The organism is Winogradskyella ludwigii (genome assembly GCF_013403985.1).
Classification (GTDB): domain Bacteria; phylum Bacteroidota; class Bacteroidia; order Flavobacteriales; family Flavobacteriaceae; genus Winogradskyella; species Winogradskyella ludwigii.
In genome coordinates this window covers 36971-54177 of sequence record NZ_JABFDF010000001.1, presented here as the reverse complement: position 1 = coordinate 54177, position 17207 = coordinate 36971, and the positions used below count along the sequence as shown (strand labels likewise).

General features: G+C 32.7%; 10 protein-coding genes. 5 read left to right on the top strand and 5 right to left on the bottom strand.

Annotated features, from left to right (window positions below):
- Positions 1–39: 39 nt before the first annotated feature.
- From HM981_RS00215 to HM981_RS00200, 4 genes are all read right to left on the bottom strand, one after another.
- Positions 40–759 (bottom strand): 3-ketoacyl-ACP reductase, encoded by a 720-nt coding sequence (locus tag HM981_RS00215; protein WP_179336571.1) that lies wholly within the window; start codon positions 757–759, stop codon positions 40–42.
- A 122-nt stretch (positions 760–881) separates the two neighbouring features.
- On the bottom strand, positions 882–1331 hold the full coding sequence (locus HM981_RS00210) for an SET domain-containing protein (RefSeq protein WP_317167148.1): 450 nt from the start codon (positions 1329–1331) through the stop codon (positions 882–884).
- A 17-nt stretch (positions 1332–1348) separates the two neighbouring features.
- Positions 1349–2581 (bottom strand): M48 family metallopeptidase, encoded by a 1233-nt coding sequence (locus tag HM981_RS00205; protein ID WP_179336570.1) that lies wholly within the window; start codon positions 2579–2581, stop codon positions 1349–1351.
- A 136-nt stretch (positions 2582–2717) separates the two neighbouring features.
- The gene (locus HM981_RS00200; RefSeq protein ID WP_179336569.1) at positions 2718–3515 is read right to left on the bottom strand and encodes a TrmH family RNA methyltransferase; all 798 of its coding nucleotides are present in this window, start codon (positions 3513–3515) and stop codon (positions 2718–2720) included.
- A 337-nt stretch (positions 3516–3852) separates the two neighbouring features.
- Between HM981_RS00200 and HM981_RS00195 the strand changes: the two genes are divergently transcribed.
- The 5 genes from HM981_RS00195 to HM981_RS00175 all read left to right on the top strand — a co-directional run bounded on the left by HM981_RS00195 (position 3853) and on the right by HM981_RS00175 (position 15837).
- Positions 3853–4605 carry a hypothetical protein gene (locus tag HM981_RS00195; protein WP_179336568.1) on the top strand — a complete coding sequence of 251 codons (753 nt, stop codon included), beginning with the start codon at positions 3853–3855 and terminating at the stop codon, positions 4603–4605.
- Between the two features lie 734 nt (positions 4606–5339).
- On the top strand, positions 5340–8936 hold the full coding sequence (locus tag HM981_RS00190) for a DUF7619 domain-containing protein (RefSeq protein ID WP_179336567.1): 3597 nt from the start codon (positions 5340–5342) through the stop codon (positions 8934–8936).
- Between the two features lie 109 nt (positions 8937–9045).
- On the top strand, positions 9046–13038 hold the full coding sequence (locus HM981_RS00185) for a T9SS type A sorting domain-containing protein (RefSeq protein WP_179336566.1): 3993 nt from the start codon (positions 9046–9048) through the stop codon (positions 13036–13038).
- 113 nt (positions 13039–13151) lie between these two features.
- Entirely contained in the window at positions 13152–14933 is a 1782-nt protein-coding gene (locus HM981_RS00180) for a T9SS type A sorting domain-containing protein (RefSeq protein ID WP_179336565.1), read from the top strand.
- A 106-nt stretch (positions 14934–15039) separates the two neighbouring features.
- Positions 15040–15837, top strand: coding sequence for a hypothetical protein (locus HM981_RS00175; protein WP_179336564.1), 798 nt, complete (start codon positions 15040–15042; stop codon positions 15835–15837).
- Between the two features lie 59 nt (positions 15838–15896).
- On the opposite strand, the gene HM981_RS00170 is transcribed toward HM981_RS00175, so the two are convergent.
- Positions 15897–17207, bottom strand: coding sequence for an amidohydrolase family protein (locus HM981_RS00170; RefSeq protein WP_179336563.1), 1311 nt, complete (start codon positions 17205–17207; stop codon positions 15897–15899).

The window sequence follows — 17207 nt, the reverse complement described above, 5'->3', positions numbered from 1 at the left end:
ATAAGTGGGTTCTGTTGTGATTTTATTTGAAATTGAAACTTATGGATTAGTAGACCATAATGATGCATTTGCCATCATAGCTCTTCTTGGTAATTTTAAACCAGATACAATTAATTCTGCAAAATCTTCAGGTTGTAAAACGCTGTCTTCAGAATCTTTTTTAGCAATACCTAAATCTATTGACATATCTGAAGCAATTGTACTTGGCGTTAAGGTACAAACTCTAATGTTGTTTTTTCTCACTTCTTTCATTAACGATTGAGACATTCCAATCACGGCGAATTTTGAAGCAGAATACGCAGATGTTGTTGCGTTACCACTTAATCCAGCAGTAGATGATACATTTATAATGTCACCTTCGTTTTTAGCTATTAAATGTGGTAAAACTTCTTTAGTTACATAATACATTCCCATAACGTTGGTTTGTATAATTTGCCTCCATTGGTTTACTTCCATATCATTAAGCGACCCAAAAGCAGCAATACCAGCATTGTTTACTAAGATGTCTATAGAACCTAGAGTGTCAATTAAAGATTTTATACTTTTTTGAACTTCCTCGTAATTGCTAACATCAAAAGCAGCATAAATGGCATTAACACCAAGTGCTTTTAATTCTGAAACGGTTTCTTTTAAAACGGCTTCATTTCTACCTGTAATTGCAACATCGATGCCTTCTTTTGCAAAAGCTATAGCTGTTGCTTTTCCTAAACCTCTTCCTCCTCCTGTTATTATTGCTTTTCTATTTTTTAACTCTGTCATGATTTTATATTTTCTTTTATTCAAAGTTATAAAAAATGTAGCTTTATAGTGTTATAAAAATGTGAAGTTACTGTCTGAATTTCATAATAAGTTATAAAACTTTGAAATGTAAGTTTTTGGTTTTATTTACTGTGTTTTTTCCAATATGGTTTACCATAACTGCAAAATATTTCCTCACCGGGATTTATGTCTTTTGATGCTTTAATACACACATTATCGTCTTCATCTAAAGTAATAATGGCATTGTTTTTAAAAAGACTATGCGATATTCCTTTAGCGTCATTGGCATACTTTGCATAACAGTCTGTATACATGCTATCCATAATATTACCATCTAATAAATTAATAAAATACCGATCCTCGTTTTGTTGTGCTCTTTTTTCGGCTTCTTGGTTTGTGATAATTTCTCCTTTGAATATTGAAATTATTTCGTGTTCAAAGATTTCTATAGCTGTAAATAATCCTTTTCCAGCGTCTTTAATTTGTGAAGATTCAGTATATAAATAATCTGATTCTGGTGACTCAATGATGTCCATATTTATAAAGTCGTCGTCTGTTTTTGAGGTATTCACGTTTTACGAAGTTTGTTTTATTTCTTCAAATTCCTAACACGTTCCAAAAGCGTAGGATGCGAATAATGCATAAACACATACGCTTTATGAGGTGTTAAATTACTTAAGCTATTTTTAGATAATTTCTTTAAAGAAGTAACTAGAGGTTCGGCTTTATAAGTGTTTTTAGCATAATCATCTGCTTGGTATTCAAAAACGCGAGAAACGTAATTCATTATTAATCCTGTGATTTCTGAAATAGGAGAATAAAGTAACCCAAAAGCAATGAGTCCAACATGGAAACTTGGTTTTTCAACTCCAATGGCATTAGATAATAATGGATTCGAAATAAAAATGGATAAGATGAAAAGGGTTAATCCGGTGAGTAGGATAGAGGTTACTAAATTAAATATAATATGCTTTTTTTTATAATGACCAACTTCGTGTGCTAAAACGGCAACGATTTCTTCATCGTCTAAATCGTTGACTAAAGTATCGTAAAGTGTAACGCGTTTTTCACTTCCAAAGCCCGAAAAATAGGCGTTGGCTTTGGTACTTCGTTTTGAGCCATCGATAATAAAAATTTTATCGAGATTAAAACCTACCGATTCGGCATAAGCTGAAATCTTGTTTCGTAATTCTCCATCCTTTAAAGGAGTTTGTTTATTGAATAGTGGGACAATAAGTTTAGAGTAAAACATGTTCATAAAAACAGTGAATATGGTTACAATTCCCCAAGCATATAGCCAAAATTGATTGCCTGTTAATTGATAAAACCAAACAATAAGTGCAATAATACCTCCGCCAAGAAGTACTGTCATGAGTAATCCTTTTAATTTATCTAAAATGAAAGTTTTTTTTGAGGACTTATTAAATCCGAATTTTTCTTCAATAACAAAAGCTTTATAATATTCAAAAGGTGTGGTAATAATATCGCTTGCTATCATTATAATTCCAAAGAAAATTAAAGCGACAAGGATTGGGTTTTCAGAATAACTTCTAGCGAAATTATCAACGTATTCAAAACCATCTAAAAGCAAGAACCCTAAGGTTAAGGCAAAAGAAAACAAGGATGTTCCGAGTCCAAACTTATAATTAACGGATTTATAGGCTTGCGATTTTTTGTATTCTGTTTCATCGTAAACGTCATTTAATTCTTCAGGAATTGGGTCGTTGTAATGTTTTGCATTTATAGCATCAAGCACTTTATCAATGATAAAATTGATGACGATAATGGCAATAATGATATAGAAAAGAGTATGTGCTGTCATTTATGTTTTATGTGCGTTTCCGTTACTTCGAGTGAAATTCTTTTTTCAAGAAATTTGCATCGAGATATTTCTAGTAGTAATGGTTCTCGATGTAATTTTATCAGACTTCGAAAATCACTCGAACTGACGTTTATAATTATTTAAAATCGCGTTGGCGTTTGGCTTCAAAAATAAGAATTCCTGCAGCTACAGAAACATTCATAGAATCTATAACACCTTGCATTGGTATGCTTACGTTTTTTGTTGCAGCTTGGCGCCATTCTTCAGTTAAACCTGTGGCTTCTGTACCAACCACAATTGCTGTTGGTAAGGTATAATCTTGTGAGTGGTAAGGTTCGGATTCTTGTAAAATAGCAGAGAAAATATTGAAATTATATTTTTTTAGAAAATCAATAGCTTCATCAGAAGTGGCCATCGCAATTTCTGTAGTAAAAACGCAACCAACACTAGAACGGATAATATTAGGATTATATAAATCCGATTTTGGATTCGCAATAATCACAGCATCTACATTTGCAGCATCTGCAGTACGTAAAATAGCGCCAATATTCCCGGGTTTTTCCGGTGCTTCAGCGACTAAGATTAATGGATTTTTAGAGGTAATTTTTAAATCGTCTAGTTGGTGTGTTTTTGAACTGACAACAGCAATAACACCTTCCGTTGTATCTCTATGTGCTAGTTTCTGAAAAACGTCTTTTGATATTTCTATAATTTCAATATTATATTGAGACATCGATTTTGCTTCGCTTTCCGAAAATAATTCAGGATAAAATAATACCGTTTCAACTTTATATCCTCCTTTTATAGCTAGCGATAGTTCGCGTTTTCCTTCAATTAAAAACTGACCAGATTTTTTGCGTGCTCTAGACTTTTCTTTAAGTAGAAGCAGTTGTTTTATTAAAGGATTTTGTGTGCTTGATATCGTTTTATTCATATTAATTATTTGATAGCCTTTATGGATACAACGCAATTAAAAGTTGTACATGCTAAAGAAAAGCTAAAGTTAAGAATTTACTGCGTTTTAAATAATAATTTTGAAAACCAATCGAGTCTAGGCTCGATTTAAAGGTTGTTTAGTATAACAAATAAAGCGATCTAATTTAAGTGGAAACTATTTATTGGAGCAATTGTTGCAATATAAAATAATTGTGACTATTTGAGTTAAATGATGTCCAATAGATACCGTATTTATGTTGAGCTAAAATTTGAGGCGCTAAAGTTTATATGTGTAGAATTAAAAACATTTAAAATTGTAATACGTAGTGTCCAAAATGATGATTAAAAAATATAGCTTATTTGTGTTTATTATAGTTAGCCTATTTTCATATGGTCAAGAAATTACGTTTCAAAAAAATGGAAGTTCTAATGCTACTAAATTATTAGTGGTTCAAAAATTGAATAGAAACAAGGATAGTTTAATCTTAGAAAGTGGCAAAATAAAGATTAGCCAAGTCGATATATTAAATGACGACTATTTGGAAACTATAAAAGTAGATAGTACAAAGGCGAAGATTGATCTTACAAAATTGCCACATGGTAACTATGTTATACAAGCCAGAGTTGATAAGCATTGGGTTGTTATGTATATGGTAAAAAGAGAATACTCAAGTACAGGTTTAAATTTTACGGATGCTAAGATCAATACAAAACTGAATCATATTTCTGTTGCAGCTAAAGATTCAAAGGATAAATCTGTAATAACTAAACAAGATTCACTAGAGAATCATTTAGAAGATAATACGATGTATTGGGTAGTGTATGAAAGCAATTCTTCGTTTTCATCTGTAAAAACGATGAGTTTAAAATACCCTGAAGAAATAAATAATTTGATATCTAAAATAGAATTAGAAGTTAATTCTGGAATAGGGAAAAATAATAAGTTGTTTATATACGAAGTCTACAATACAGCAGAATTTATGAGTAAGCAACTCCGAAACCATAGATATTATAAAAAAGAAGAGTCAAAGCTTTTTAACGTATCTCCATTGTATTGCTTTGAAAATAAAATAGGTAATAGATCTTAGTTTTTAAAAGAGTGTGTTATTTTATAATTGGATTAAAATGGCTCTAAAACAAAAACTATTTAACCTATTTCTATTCTTAACAATCAGTGTAGCTTCATTTGCCCAAATAGCCAATCAACCAAGCGATTTTATAAGGTGTGACCAAAATGGTGATGGGTTTGAATCTTTTTCTCTCGAAGTAAAAATCCTGAAATTCTCTTAGACTAGAATGCTTTAGATTAGCAATAATAACGGCATCAACATTTGTTGTACATAAAAAAGATCGAATATTTCGTCGTTTCTCAGGTGCTTCTGCTACTAAAATTAATGAATTTTTAGAAGTGAGTTTTAAATCTTCGAGTGTGTTTTTATTTTCTTTTTTGAAGTTATAACAGCAATGACACTTTCACTGGTACCTCTATATGCTAATTTCTGAAATACGTCTTTGGATATTTCTATAAGCTCAATATTGTATTGCACATAGCTTTCGCTTTGCTTTGCGAAAATAAATCTGGAAAGAATAGTAAATTTTCAGTTTTATAACCACATTTTATGGCTAATGTAAGTTTCAATTAAAAATTGATTGGATTTTTTACATGCTCTGGACTTTTTTTGAAAATAGAAATTGTATAAAAAATAAAACACGTTAAATTTTAATGTATTTTTAAAATCTTGACATGCAAGTAGGGAATCAAGGTGTTAACTTGTTTTATTTGTAGTTATTACCAATTTTAAATTATTAAATCCAGCCCAATATGAAAAAACAACTACTAGTTTCTATTTTATGCTTTTTAACCTTTGGGCTCTTTGCTCAAGTTGCAAATCAGCCAACTGATTATAACCTTTGTGATGATGGCTTTAATAGTGAAATTGCAGAATTTAATTTAATTATAAAAGATGCCGAAATATTGCAAGGTCAAGATCCTGTAACTTTTTCGGTTAGCTATTATCTTTCTCAACAAGATGCTGACAATGGCATTAATTCATTGTCTAGTCCTTTTACAAATTTTACTAACCCACAAACTATTTTTGCAACAGTCACCGATAATGTCACTGGTAATTTTGATACTACAACATTAGATTTGATAGTAATTCAAGCAACAGATGCTGGTTCTGATGGCTATTTAGAGATATGTAACAACGAATCACCTATAGATCTTTTTTATGTGCTTGGAGGCTCACCTCAATTGGGTGGTACTTGGTTACCTGGATTGGCAAGTGGTACAGGTATTTTTAGTCCTAATATTGATGCATCCGGAATTTATACATATACCGTTCAAGGAGGTGGTTCATGCCCAAGTAGTAGTTCTACCGTCTCCGTGTCTGTGTTACAAGGACCAAGTGTTAACCAACAAACCGTATTATATGCTTGTAGTTTTGATGGTAGTGGTTTTGCTCAATTCGATCTCTCGCAAGCAACACCGCTTATTATAGGAAGCCAAACAGATGTAACAGTAAGCTATTATGAAACACAGGCAGATGCAGATAATAATGTTAATCCACTTAATGCTATAAGTCCATATGCTAATATAATTCCCAATTACCAAATACTCTATGTAAGAGTAGAAAGTACTACTTCTGATTGTGTGGAGATGGCTTTCTTAAATCTGATAGTTTCTGGCGTCGCACCTTTACCTACCATTTCAGACTATATTGTTTGTGATGAAGACCAAGATGGATTTGCCGAATTTAACCTACAAACTAAAAATAACGAAGTTCTAGTAAATCAATATAATTTTGAATTGTTTGTTACGTATCATTCAAGTGAAAGTGATGCGCAAAGTCAAATAAATGCATTGCCAGATCTTTATACTAATACGTCTAATCCGGAAACAATTTATGTTGCGGTATCCGATTATTATGGTTGTAATATAGAAGTGCAAAGTTTTAACCTTGTTGCGGATGTAAATTGTATGCCTTGCCAAGATATCGGATTAACTATAGATAGTACACTACCAGGAATTAATAATTCTGGTATCATTGTAGCTCAAATAAATGATAACATAAATTTTATTGGTAATGCTGTTTTCTCTAACGATGGCACAGATGCAACTTATAGTTGGGACTTTGGAGATAATAATATGGCTTCAGGATTGTCTGTTGTCCACTCATATTCACAAACAGGAAATTACACAGCAACATTAACTGTTACTGATAATAATCCAGAAGGTTGTACTGCGTCTATTAGTATCGAAGTTATAATTTTAGGTGAATTTCTAAGTGTAGACCAATCACAGTTTACAGTAGAAGAACTTATTCAAAATGTACTTATAAATAATGAGTGTAGTCAAATTTCAAACATTATATATTCTACCGGAAGTACATTTAGTACTGTAGAACCTAATGGCATTGGTTATTTTGTTTATGCTGGTGATGATTTTCCTTTTTCTGAAGGATTACTTTTAAGTACAGGTGAAGCTGCTGATGTTGCAGGACCTAATGATAGTAATATAAGTTCAGGTTCAAATGGTTGGCCTGGAGATGTTGATTTAGATACTACTTTAGAAGTGCAATCAAACAATGCAACCACTATTGAGTTTGACTTTGTGCCAGTGGTTAATCAAATCAATTTTGAGTTTTTAATGGCTTCAGAAGAATATAATGGAGGTGATTTTGAATGTCAATTTTCAGATGCATTTGCTTTTTTGCTTACCGATCCAATGGGTAATACTACTAATTTGGCTTTAATTCCAGGAACTGAATTGCCAATAACGGTGACTAATATTCACAATGCCAACAGCTCATGCGATGCTGCAAATCCTGAGTTTTTTGCAGGTTACACTTTCGAAAACTCTCCACCTTTTCGCTTTAACGGCAGAACAGTAAGTTTTACTGCGCAAGCCGAAGTAAACATTGGGGAAACGTATCATATAAAATTAGTGATAGCGGATGATGTTGACTCAGGATATGATTCTGCTGTCTTTTTTAAAGCTGGAAGTTTTGATATAGGTAGTCTTTGTGAAGATACAGGATTAATTAGTTTAAAAGCTTTTAACGATACCAATACCAATGGTAATTTAGATAGTGGAGAATCTAATTTTACTAATGGTACTTTCACTTATGAGAAAAATAACGATGGAATAATTAATGTGGTCAATTCTTCAAATGGAAGTTTCACTATTCTAAGTACAGATGAAAGTGATACTTATGATATTACATTTACGGTAAATTCTGATTTTACAAATTGTTATACCCAAAACGTTACATTGTTTAATGATGTTAATGTTGTATTTGGTGAGCTAGCTCAAATTGAATTTCCAGTAGAAGATAATTTAATTTGTGAAGATTTAGCGGTTCATCTCATTAACTCATTTGAGTCACCAAGACCAGGCTTTGAGTATAGTAATGCTTTGGTTATAGAGAATTTAAGTGGTGCCAATATAGCTTCTGGTTCTGTGGACTTTGCGCTAGATGAAGATTTATTAATAAATAGTACCGTCTTAACGGATCCAAGTATAACTGTAACGATGACGACATCAGGTTTTACTTTAAATTTTATAAACTTAGGAGCAGGTGAGTCCGAAACGGTATTAATTAATTTATTGTGTCCTGCAACGGTTGCTTTAGGCGAGTTAGTTACTAATACAGCAACTTATACAACAGTGTCTAACGATATGTTATCAGCTAACAATCAGTCGTCGTTATCAGAAATAGTCATCGGTTCTTACGATCCTAACGATAAAATGGAATCCCATGGAAAAGATATTCTCTATGATGATTTTGCAGCATCAGATGAATATTTATACTACACCATTCGTTTTCAAAATGTGGGTACAGCAGAAGCTATCAATGTTAGAATTGAAGATGTTTTAGATACACAATTAGATGCTTCTACTTTTCAAATGTTACGTTCTAGCCATGATTACGTAGTTACTAGAACAGCTAATAATTTAGAATGGAATTTTGATAATATCAACTTACCAGCAGAACAAAATGATGCCGAAGGCAGTAATGGTTTTGTGTATTTTAAAATAAAACCAAATGCAGGTTATGCTATTGGAGATGTAATTGAGAACTCAGCATCCATTTATTTCGATTTTAATGCACCTATAATAACCAATACGTTTCAAACTGAATTTATAGAAACATTATCTGTAAACGGTTTTGATAGTAATAGTTTTAGCCTCTTTCCTAATCCAGCAAAAGAAAAGGTAACCATTCAATTGGCATCGTCTAATTTTGAAACTGGAAGCGTCAATATTTACAACATTCAGGGGAAAATCATTCTTAATGATATTAAGTTAGAAACAAATGCTTCAACAATAGATATTTCAAGTTTAGAAAGCGGCTTGTATTTTGTAGAATTAACTATAGGAAATACTGCAACCGTTCAAAAACTAATTGTGAATTAAGTTGAAAACATATTTTATATGAAAAGCTTCAGATATATTCTGAAGCTTTTTTATTAGAATATGAAATAGATTTTTTCTTATATCTTTAACCAACCCCAAAAACCTCATTATGAAACAAAAACTACTTTTATTTTTTATTACACTATTTATTACGATGATTGCTTCAGCGCAATGTGATATCGTTACGCCAAATTATTATGAAGACTTTTCTGTAATACCTAATGAATGTTGGGAAGAAGCAGATAGTGGAGATGCTGAATCTGGACCTATGGATATAGGATCTGGATCATGGGGCTCAGAGGGTTTCTTAAATAATGGGCTTAGTGGTGCTTACCGAATCAACCTATACTTAGCTAATAAAAGTGATTGGCTTTTGTCTCCAGAGTTTGATTTGTCAGGTGGTCCTTTTCAGGTGGATTTTGATTTTGGCATCATGGCATGGGATAGTAGTACCACTGCAGGTACGTTGGGATCTGATGATACGGTTCAATTGTTATTAACCAATGATGGTGGTACAACATGGATACCGCTATTAACGTATAATGAAAACTCAGAGGTATCTGTTGAAGGTGAACATCCTATTATTGATTTAACGGCTTATAGTGGCGACACTGTTCAATTTGGAATATTAGCTTCAGAAGGCGAAGTCGATGATTTTGAAGACGTAGAAGTATTTGTCGATAATTTTAGAGTGAGAAATTTGATTACTTGTTTCGAACCAATAGCGCTTAATGCTAATAATTTAAACTTTACTTCGGCAGATATTAGCTGGGAAGAACAAGGAACAGCAACCTCATGGAATATAGAATATGGAGTTGCAGGTTTTACACTAGGAACGGGAACCATGATTATTGGGCTTACTGAAACATTTTATAGTGTAACAGACTTAACTAATAACACAGAATATGATTATTATGTTCAATCGGTATGTGGCGAAGAAAATTCTAATTTTGCAGGACCATTTACATTTACAACAACACTTCAAACTAATTTTGATATAGATTGCGTTGCGAACGGTTTACTTACTCAAGATTACTGTTACGATAGTGGTGGAGCGACTAATCCAGTTATTTTTACTTATACAAGTGCTGACGGAATTACACCAGTAAATTTAACATTCAATTCTGGATTTGTAGAAAATGGTTGGGATGAGTTAGTTGTTATAGATTCTGATGGCTCTACATTTCCTGGTTATGCCGCAGAAGATGAGAATTATGGAAATGGTGGTGATTTAACTGGGCTAACTTTTCAGTCAACAGGAGATTCTATTTCATTCTACATAAATTCAGATGCTTCTTTAAGTTGCCAAAGTGGAAGTTTAATGAATGGCATTAATTATACGGTTTCATGTGCTACGTGTATTTATCCAACAGCTACATTTGAAGTGGTTAATGATTGTGAAAATGGAGAGCAATTTTTAATCGATGTAGATGTTGCAAGTTTGGGTGACGCAACATCATTAACCATTTCAAATAATAATAATGAAGAAACAACATCTGTAACAGCAACAGGAGTTTATCAAATTGGACCTTTTCCTTTTTTAATTGATGTAATGGTTACTGTAGACAATGATCAAGACGATAATTGTAGTATTAATAGCTCGATGATTCAAGTTTTGGGTTGCCCTCCTATTAATGACGAATGTGAGGCGGCGATAGTTGTACCAGTTAATAGTGGAATATCTTGTGATGTTTTAACTTCTGGGACTATAAATTTAGCTACGGACTCTGGTGTTTCAAATGACAATTGTCCTGGAGTGCCAAACGACGATGTCTGGTTTTCTTTTACAGCTTTATCTGAAATACAAAATATTTTAATCCAAAATATAGCAGGAGGGACCTATAATTTAAACCTAACACTATTCGAAGGGACTTGTGGAGCATTGACAGAATTAAGTTGTTCTGAAAGTACATCTATTGTTGCTCAAAATTTAATTATTGGAAACACATATTATGTAAGAGTTTTCTCGGCAGATATGGTGTCCGAAACCTCTACTTTTGAATTGTGTATAAAAGAGGCCGTTGCAAATACTGTGTGTGAAAGTGCAGTAGCATTTTGCTCTAATGGTAATGAAATTACAACACCTAATATTACAGGAGTACCGAGTTCTTATAGTATGTCTTGTTTAGCTTCAGCACCAAACCCATCTTGGAATATTCTTCAAATTGATGATGACGGAGCTATTGAAATTGAAATTAGTCAGTTAAGCACTGAAGGCACTAATTTAGATGTTGATTTTGTATTGTTTGGGCCTTTTGAATCGGTAGATTATGCATGCGACGAAATAGTTGAAGGTTGTACTTCATGTCAAAATATTATCGATTGTAGTTATTCTGTATCTTCAGTAGAAAACTTCACGATTACTAATGCATTATCAGATGAAATTTATATTCTTCTAACCACTAATTATTCCGACCAGGAAGGGACTACATATATTAGTCAAACTAATTTTGGTCAACCTGATTCGGGATCTTTAAAGGCAGATTTTGAAATCGATTTAGGGCCTGATCAAAATTTATGCGGTGTAAACGCTTATCAATTAGATGCAACGACAGCATTAGGTGACAGTTATCAATGGTATTATGAAAGTAATGTCATTACAGGAGAAACTAATGCAACACTGACGGTTACTGAAAGTGGCACATATAGTGTTTTTGTAAATAATGACTTATGTTCCTCAAGTTCTACCGATGACATTATCATAACATTTAATAACTGTGACGATGTGGGCTTAATCAATGTGTCTGCTTTTTATGATGATAACGAGAATACTGTTTTCGATTCAAATGAAACCCATTATGCAAATGGTTATTTTACGTATGAAGCCAATAATGATGGTATAATTAATACAGTAGCATCTTCTACAGGAAACTTTACTATTGCGAGTTATGACGACACCGATACTATTGATATCAATTATTATTTCTATGATGAATATAGTGATTGTTATGATGTTTCTATAGCATCATTTCAAGATATCACTGTGTTAAATGGAGAAAATATAGCTGTAGAATTTCCAATTGTAGACGAGCAGAGTTGTGAAGATATTTCGGTGTATCTTATAAATGAACAATCTCCAAGACCAGGTTTTGGACATACTAACTATTTAATAATTCAAAACTTAGGTTTAACACCAACTTCAGGTACTATTAATTATAGCTTAGATTCAAACCTTAGTATCAGTAATATAAGTACAAACAGTAATTATACAACGACACTAAATGCCGATGGTTTTAGTCTCGATTTTGTTAATTTATTACCTCAACAAACGATAATTGTGAATGTAAATTTACAAACAGCAACCTCTGCGAACCTTGGTGATTTAGTTACCACCACGGCAACGTATACAACGTCTTCGAATGATATAGTTTCAGAGAACAATGAATCTTCTGTTACCGAAGAAATTATCGGTTCTTACGATCCTAACGATAAAATGGAATCCCATGGAAAAGACATTCTCTATGATGATTTTGTAACTTCAGATGAATATTTATATTACACCATTCGTTTTCAAAATGTGGGTACAGCAGAAGCGATCAAAGTTAGAATTGAAGATGTCTTAGATATACAATTAGATGCTTCTACTTTTCAAATGTTACGTTCTAGCCATGATTACGTAGTTACTAGAACAGCTAATAATTTAGAATGGAATTTTGATAATATCAACTTACCAGCAGAACAAGATGACGCAGAAGGTAGCAATGGTTTTGTGTATTTTAAAATAAAGCCAAATGCAGGTTATGCTATTGGAGATATTATTGAAAACTCAGCAGCTATTTATTTCGATTTTAATGCTCCTATAATAACCAATACGTTTCAAACTGAGTTTGTAGAAACATTATCTGTAAATGGTTTTGATAGTAATAGTTTTAGTCTCTTTCCTAATCCAGCAAAAGAAAACGTAACCATTCAATTGGCATCGTCTAATTTTGGAACTGGAAGCGTAAATATTTACAATATCCAGGGAAAAGCAATTTTGAAACAAATAACGCTTCAAGCGAATACATCAGTCATTGATATTTCAAGTTTAGAAAGCGGCTTGTATTTTGTAGAATTAACTATAGGAAATACTGCAACCGTTCAAAAACTAATTGTGAATTAAGCTGATATAATATTTAATAAAAAAAAGCTTCAGATATATTCTGAAGCTTTTTTTATTGGAGTAATTTAAATTGATATTTTCTTATATCTTTAAGCAACCCCAAAAACTTCATTATGAAACAAAAACTACTTTACCTATTTTTATTCTTAACGATCAGTATAACTTCATTTGCTCAGGTGGCTAATCAACCAAATGCTTACGTAGTTTGCGATGATGACAATGATGGTTTTGCTTTATTCGATTTAACTATTGCAGATGCACAAGTTTTAGGAAGTCAGAGTGCAATAGATTTTACAATAACATATCATGAAACGCAGAGTAATGCTACCAACGGTACTACTGCGATAAACGGTTCGTATATGAATATAACTAGTGGGTTTCAGATACTATATGTACGATTAGAAGCTAATGCTACAGGGAATTATGCGCTTACTGAATTAGCCTTAGTTGTAAATCCAACACCTATAGTTACGGCATCAACATCTTTAGAGTTATGTGACGATAATGCAGATGAGACCGCTGTATTCGATTTAACTGTAAAAGATACTGAGATTACAAATGGGAATACAGATTGGTCCGTAACTTATTATGAAACCAATGCAGATGCACAAGCACAGACCAACGTTATTACAAATCCAACGGCATATACAAATAATTCAGTAAATGGATATGGAGCTAATCCACAAACTTTATTTGTTGTAGTGACTGATATTAATACAGGTTGTGTAGATTACACCACATTAACCATACGTGTTTTACCAAATCCTTCTAGTGCTATCGGAACTCCAAGTGATATTATGCTTTGCGATGATGATAATGATGGAATTACCGATTTTGATCTAACACTAAACGAGGGTGAAATAAATCCGTCAGGAGAGCCCTTTACGCTATCTTATTTTATAAATGAAGCTGATGCCTTAGGTAATTTTGTTCCTTTAGATCCAACTAATTTTACAAACATAAGTAATCCACAAACTATTTATGTTAGAGTTGAAGGATTAAGTGGCTGCTTCGCGCTTACTGATTTTGATATTTATGTAACTTCATTGCCAGAATTAAATATAGAAAGTAGTTATGCTTTTTGTGCTGGCGATACATTGGTATTAGATACAGAATTATCTACTTCAGATTATAGTTTTCAATGGGTGTTTAATGGTAATCCTATACCAGGTGAAGCGCAATCGTCTATTACGGTAATACAACCTGGTTTGTATAATGTTACAGTTATTGCTTTGTCTGGATGTGGAGCAGTTACTACAATGATTAACGTAGAGGAAGTTATTTGCACAGATGCGGATAATGATGGAGTCATTGATAGTGATGAAGATGTAAATGGCAATGGTAATCTAGAAGATGATGATACCGATGGTGATGACATTCCAAATTATTTAGATGATGATGACGATGGTGATGGTGTTGCTACTAGTGTTGAGATCAATATTGTATTAGGAAGAAATACCATTCATCCATTTGTGGATACAGATAATGATCTTATTGAGAATTATTTAGATGACGACGATGATGGTGATGGCATTCTAACGATAGACGAAGATTATAATGATAACGGAGATCCAACAGACGATGATACAAATAGCAACACGATTCCAGATTATCTTGAAAGTTCAGTAGCTTTAAGTTTAAATGAATTTAATGTCACTCGCTTTAATATGTTCCCTAATCCAGCAAAAGAAAACGTAACCATTCAATTAGCAACATCTAATTTTGGAACAGGAAACGTGAATATCTTCAACATTCAAGGTAAAGCAATTTTGAAACCTATTAATTTTGAAGGGAATTCTTCGGTTTTAGATATTTCTAATTTAGAAAGCGGCTTGTATTTTGTAGAATTAACTATAGGAAATACAGCAACCGTTCAGAAGTTAATTGTGAATTAAATTTAACTTTATTTAATATTTTAAAAAGCTTCAGATAAATTCTGAAGCTTTTTTTTGTAATGTATTGTATTTATTCACGTCGAAAGAATCTAATCAAAACCATATCATGAAAAAAATAGGACAAACTCTACTCTTAGCAATTTTAATTACAGCTTGTAAAAACGAACCAAAACAAGAATCTACAGTTGTTGAGGAGGTTAAACAAGAGCAAATTATGACCAGTATTTATCCAGAATCTATTACTAAAGTTTTCAATGCACACGGAAGCATTGAGCAATGGAATAAAATGAATACGCTTTCTTTTACCATAACAAAACCTACAGGAAAAGAAAAGACTACCAAAGATTTAAAAACTAGAGCAGAATTAATAGACACACCAACATATACACAAGGATTTGATGGTGAAACCCTTTGGATTAATGAAAAAGATGGTAATGCATATAGAGGAAAACCTCAATTTTATAAAGGATTAATGTTTTACTTCTACGGAATGCCTTTTGTTTTTGGTGATGATGGAGTGTCTTATAAAGAAACGGATCCATTAGTTTTTGAAGGAAAAACATATCCAGGAATCTTAATTTCTTACGAAGCTGGTATTGGTGAATCTTCAGACGATCAGTATAAGATTTTTTACGACGCAGAAACAGGTCAGATGGAATGGTTAGGGTATACAGTAACCTTTGGGAAAGCAGAAGCTAGTCCAGATTTTCATTTTATAAGATATAACAATTGGCAAACCGTTAATGGTTTGGTAATACCAAAGAGTATTGATTGGTATAATTATGAAAACAATGTACCTACTGAAAAACGAAATACAGTTGAGTTTACAGATGTAATGCTTTCTGAAAAAGCTTTAGATAAAGCTATATTTTTAAAACCAGAAAGTGCTAAGGTTATAGACTAATATAGATAATTAATTATAAAGTAAAAAAAAAAGCGAGCCATTTGGCTCGCTTTTTTTTATTAATCTACTTGATTAGGTTTCTCAGAATAACGTTTCCAAAGCTTAGTTTGGTGCGTTTCTAGACTTACAGGTCTACCATCAATAAATGCTTTGGTTAAAATGTTAGTTCGCATGTCTAATGCATCACCTTCACTAATAAAAAGTGTAGCACTTTTACCAACTTCTAACGTGCCATAACTATCATCTATACCCATAATTTTTGCCGGGTTTTGAGTGATTAATTGCAAGGCTTGCGCTTTTGTTAAGCCATGAGCAACTGTTGTACCTGCGTAAAACGGAAGATTACGAGAATTCATACGTTCCATTTGTCCGCTAGGTTCTAAGGCAACTAAAATACCAGCGTCCACTAATATCTTAGCTTGTTTAAAGGCATAATCATAATCGTCATCTTCTTGTTCTGGTCTTGAATGCACACGCGTTAAAAATACAGATATATCATTTTGCTTTAAAAAACTGGTAATATTACTAGCTTGGTAGCCACCAACAATGGTGATTTTAGAAACACCTTGCGATTTCGCTAAATTCACAGCATCAGTAATACTTTTCTCGTCATTAGCATTAATGTATAAGTGTTTTGAACCATCAAACAATCCAATCATAGCTTCGTATGGTAAATGACGTTCTGTTTTGTCTCCGTTACTATAACTTTTGGATTCTGTAAAGTAATCGTTTAGTTCTTTAACTTGTTTAGCGTAATCCTTATTTGGTTTTAAACCACGTTCTTCTCCGAGCCACCATCGCCCGCGTCTAAAACTACTTGGCCAATTAACATGAATACCATTATCTAATTTAATAGCAGCATCTTCCCAGTTCCAAGCATCGTATTGAACCACAGATGAGGTTCCAGAAATACGGCCTCCTCTTGGTACTACTTGTCCAAGTAAAACACCATTAGGTCTCATGGATTCAGTAACTTTAGATTCTGTATTATAAGCGATGATACTTCTAATATGTGGATTAAAAGTTCCTAATTCAGATAAGTCGTCAGAGGCTTTTACAGCATCAACTTCAACCAAACCTAACGTGCCATTAGCAACAATAAATCCAGGATATACATGTTTGTCTTTGGCATCAATAATAGTCATGGATTGTTTGGTGAGTGGTGTAGTAGTTTCTGGTCCAATAGTCGTTATTTTTCCATTACTTACTACTATAATACTGTTTTCAATGACTGTGCCATTACCAATATGGGCTGTAGCACCTACAATAGCAAAATCTTTAGTTTGCTTTGGTCCTGGTGTTTGTTGTGCGAATCCGAAAGCGGTACACAACATAAACAATACAATGTTTATTTTATTTAAGTTTTTCAT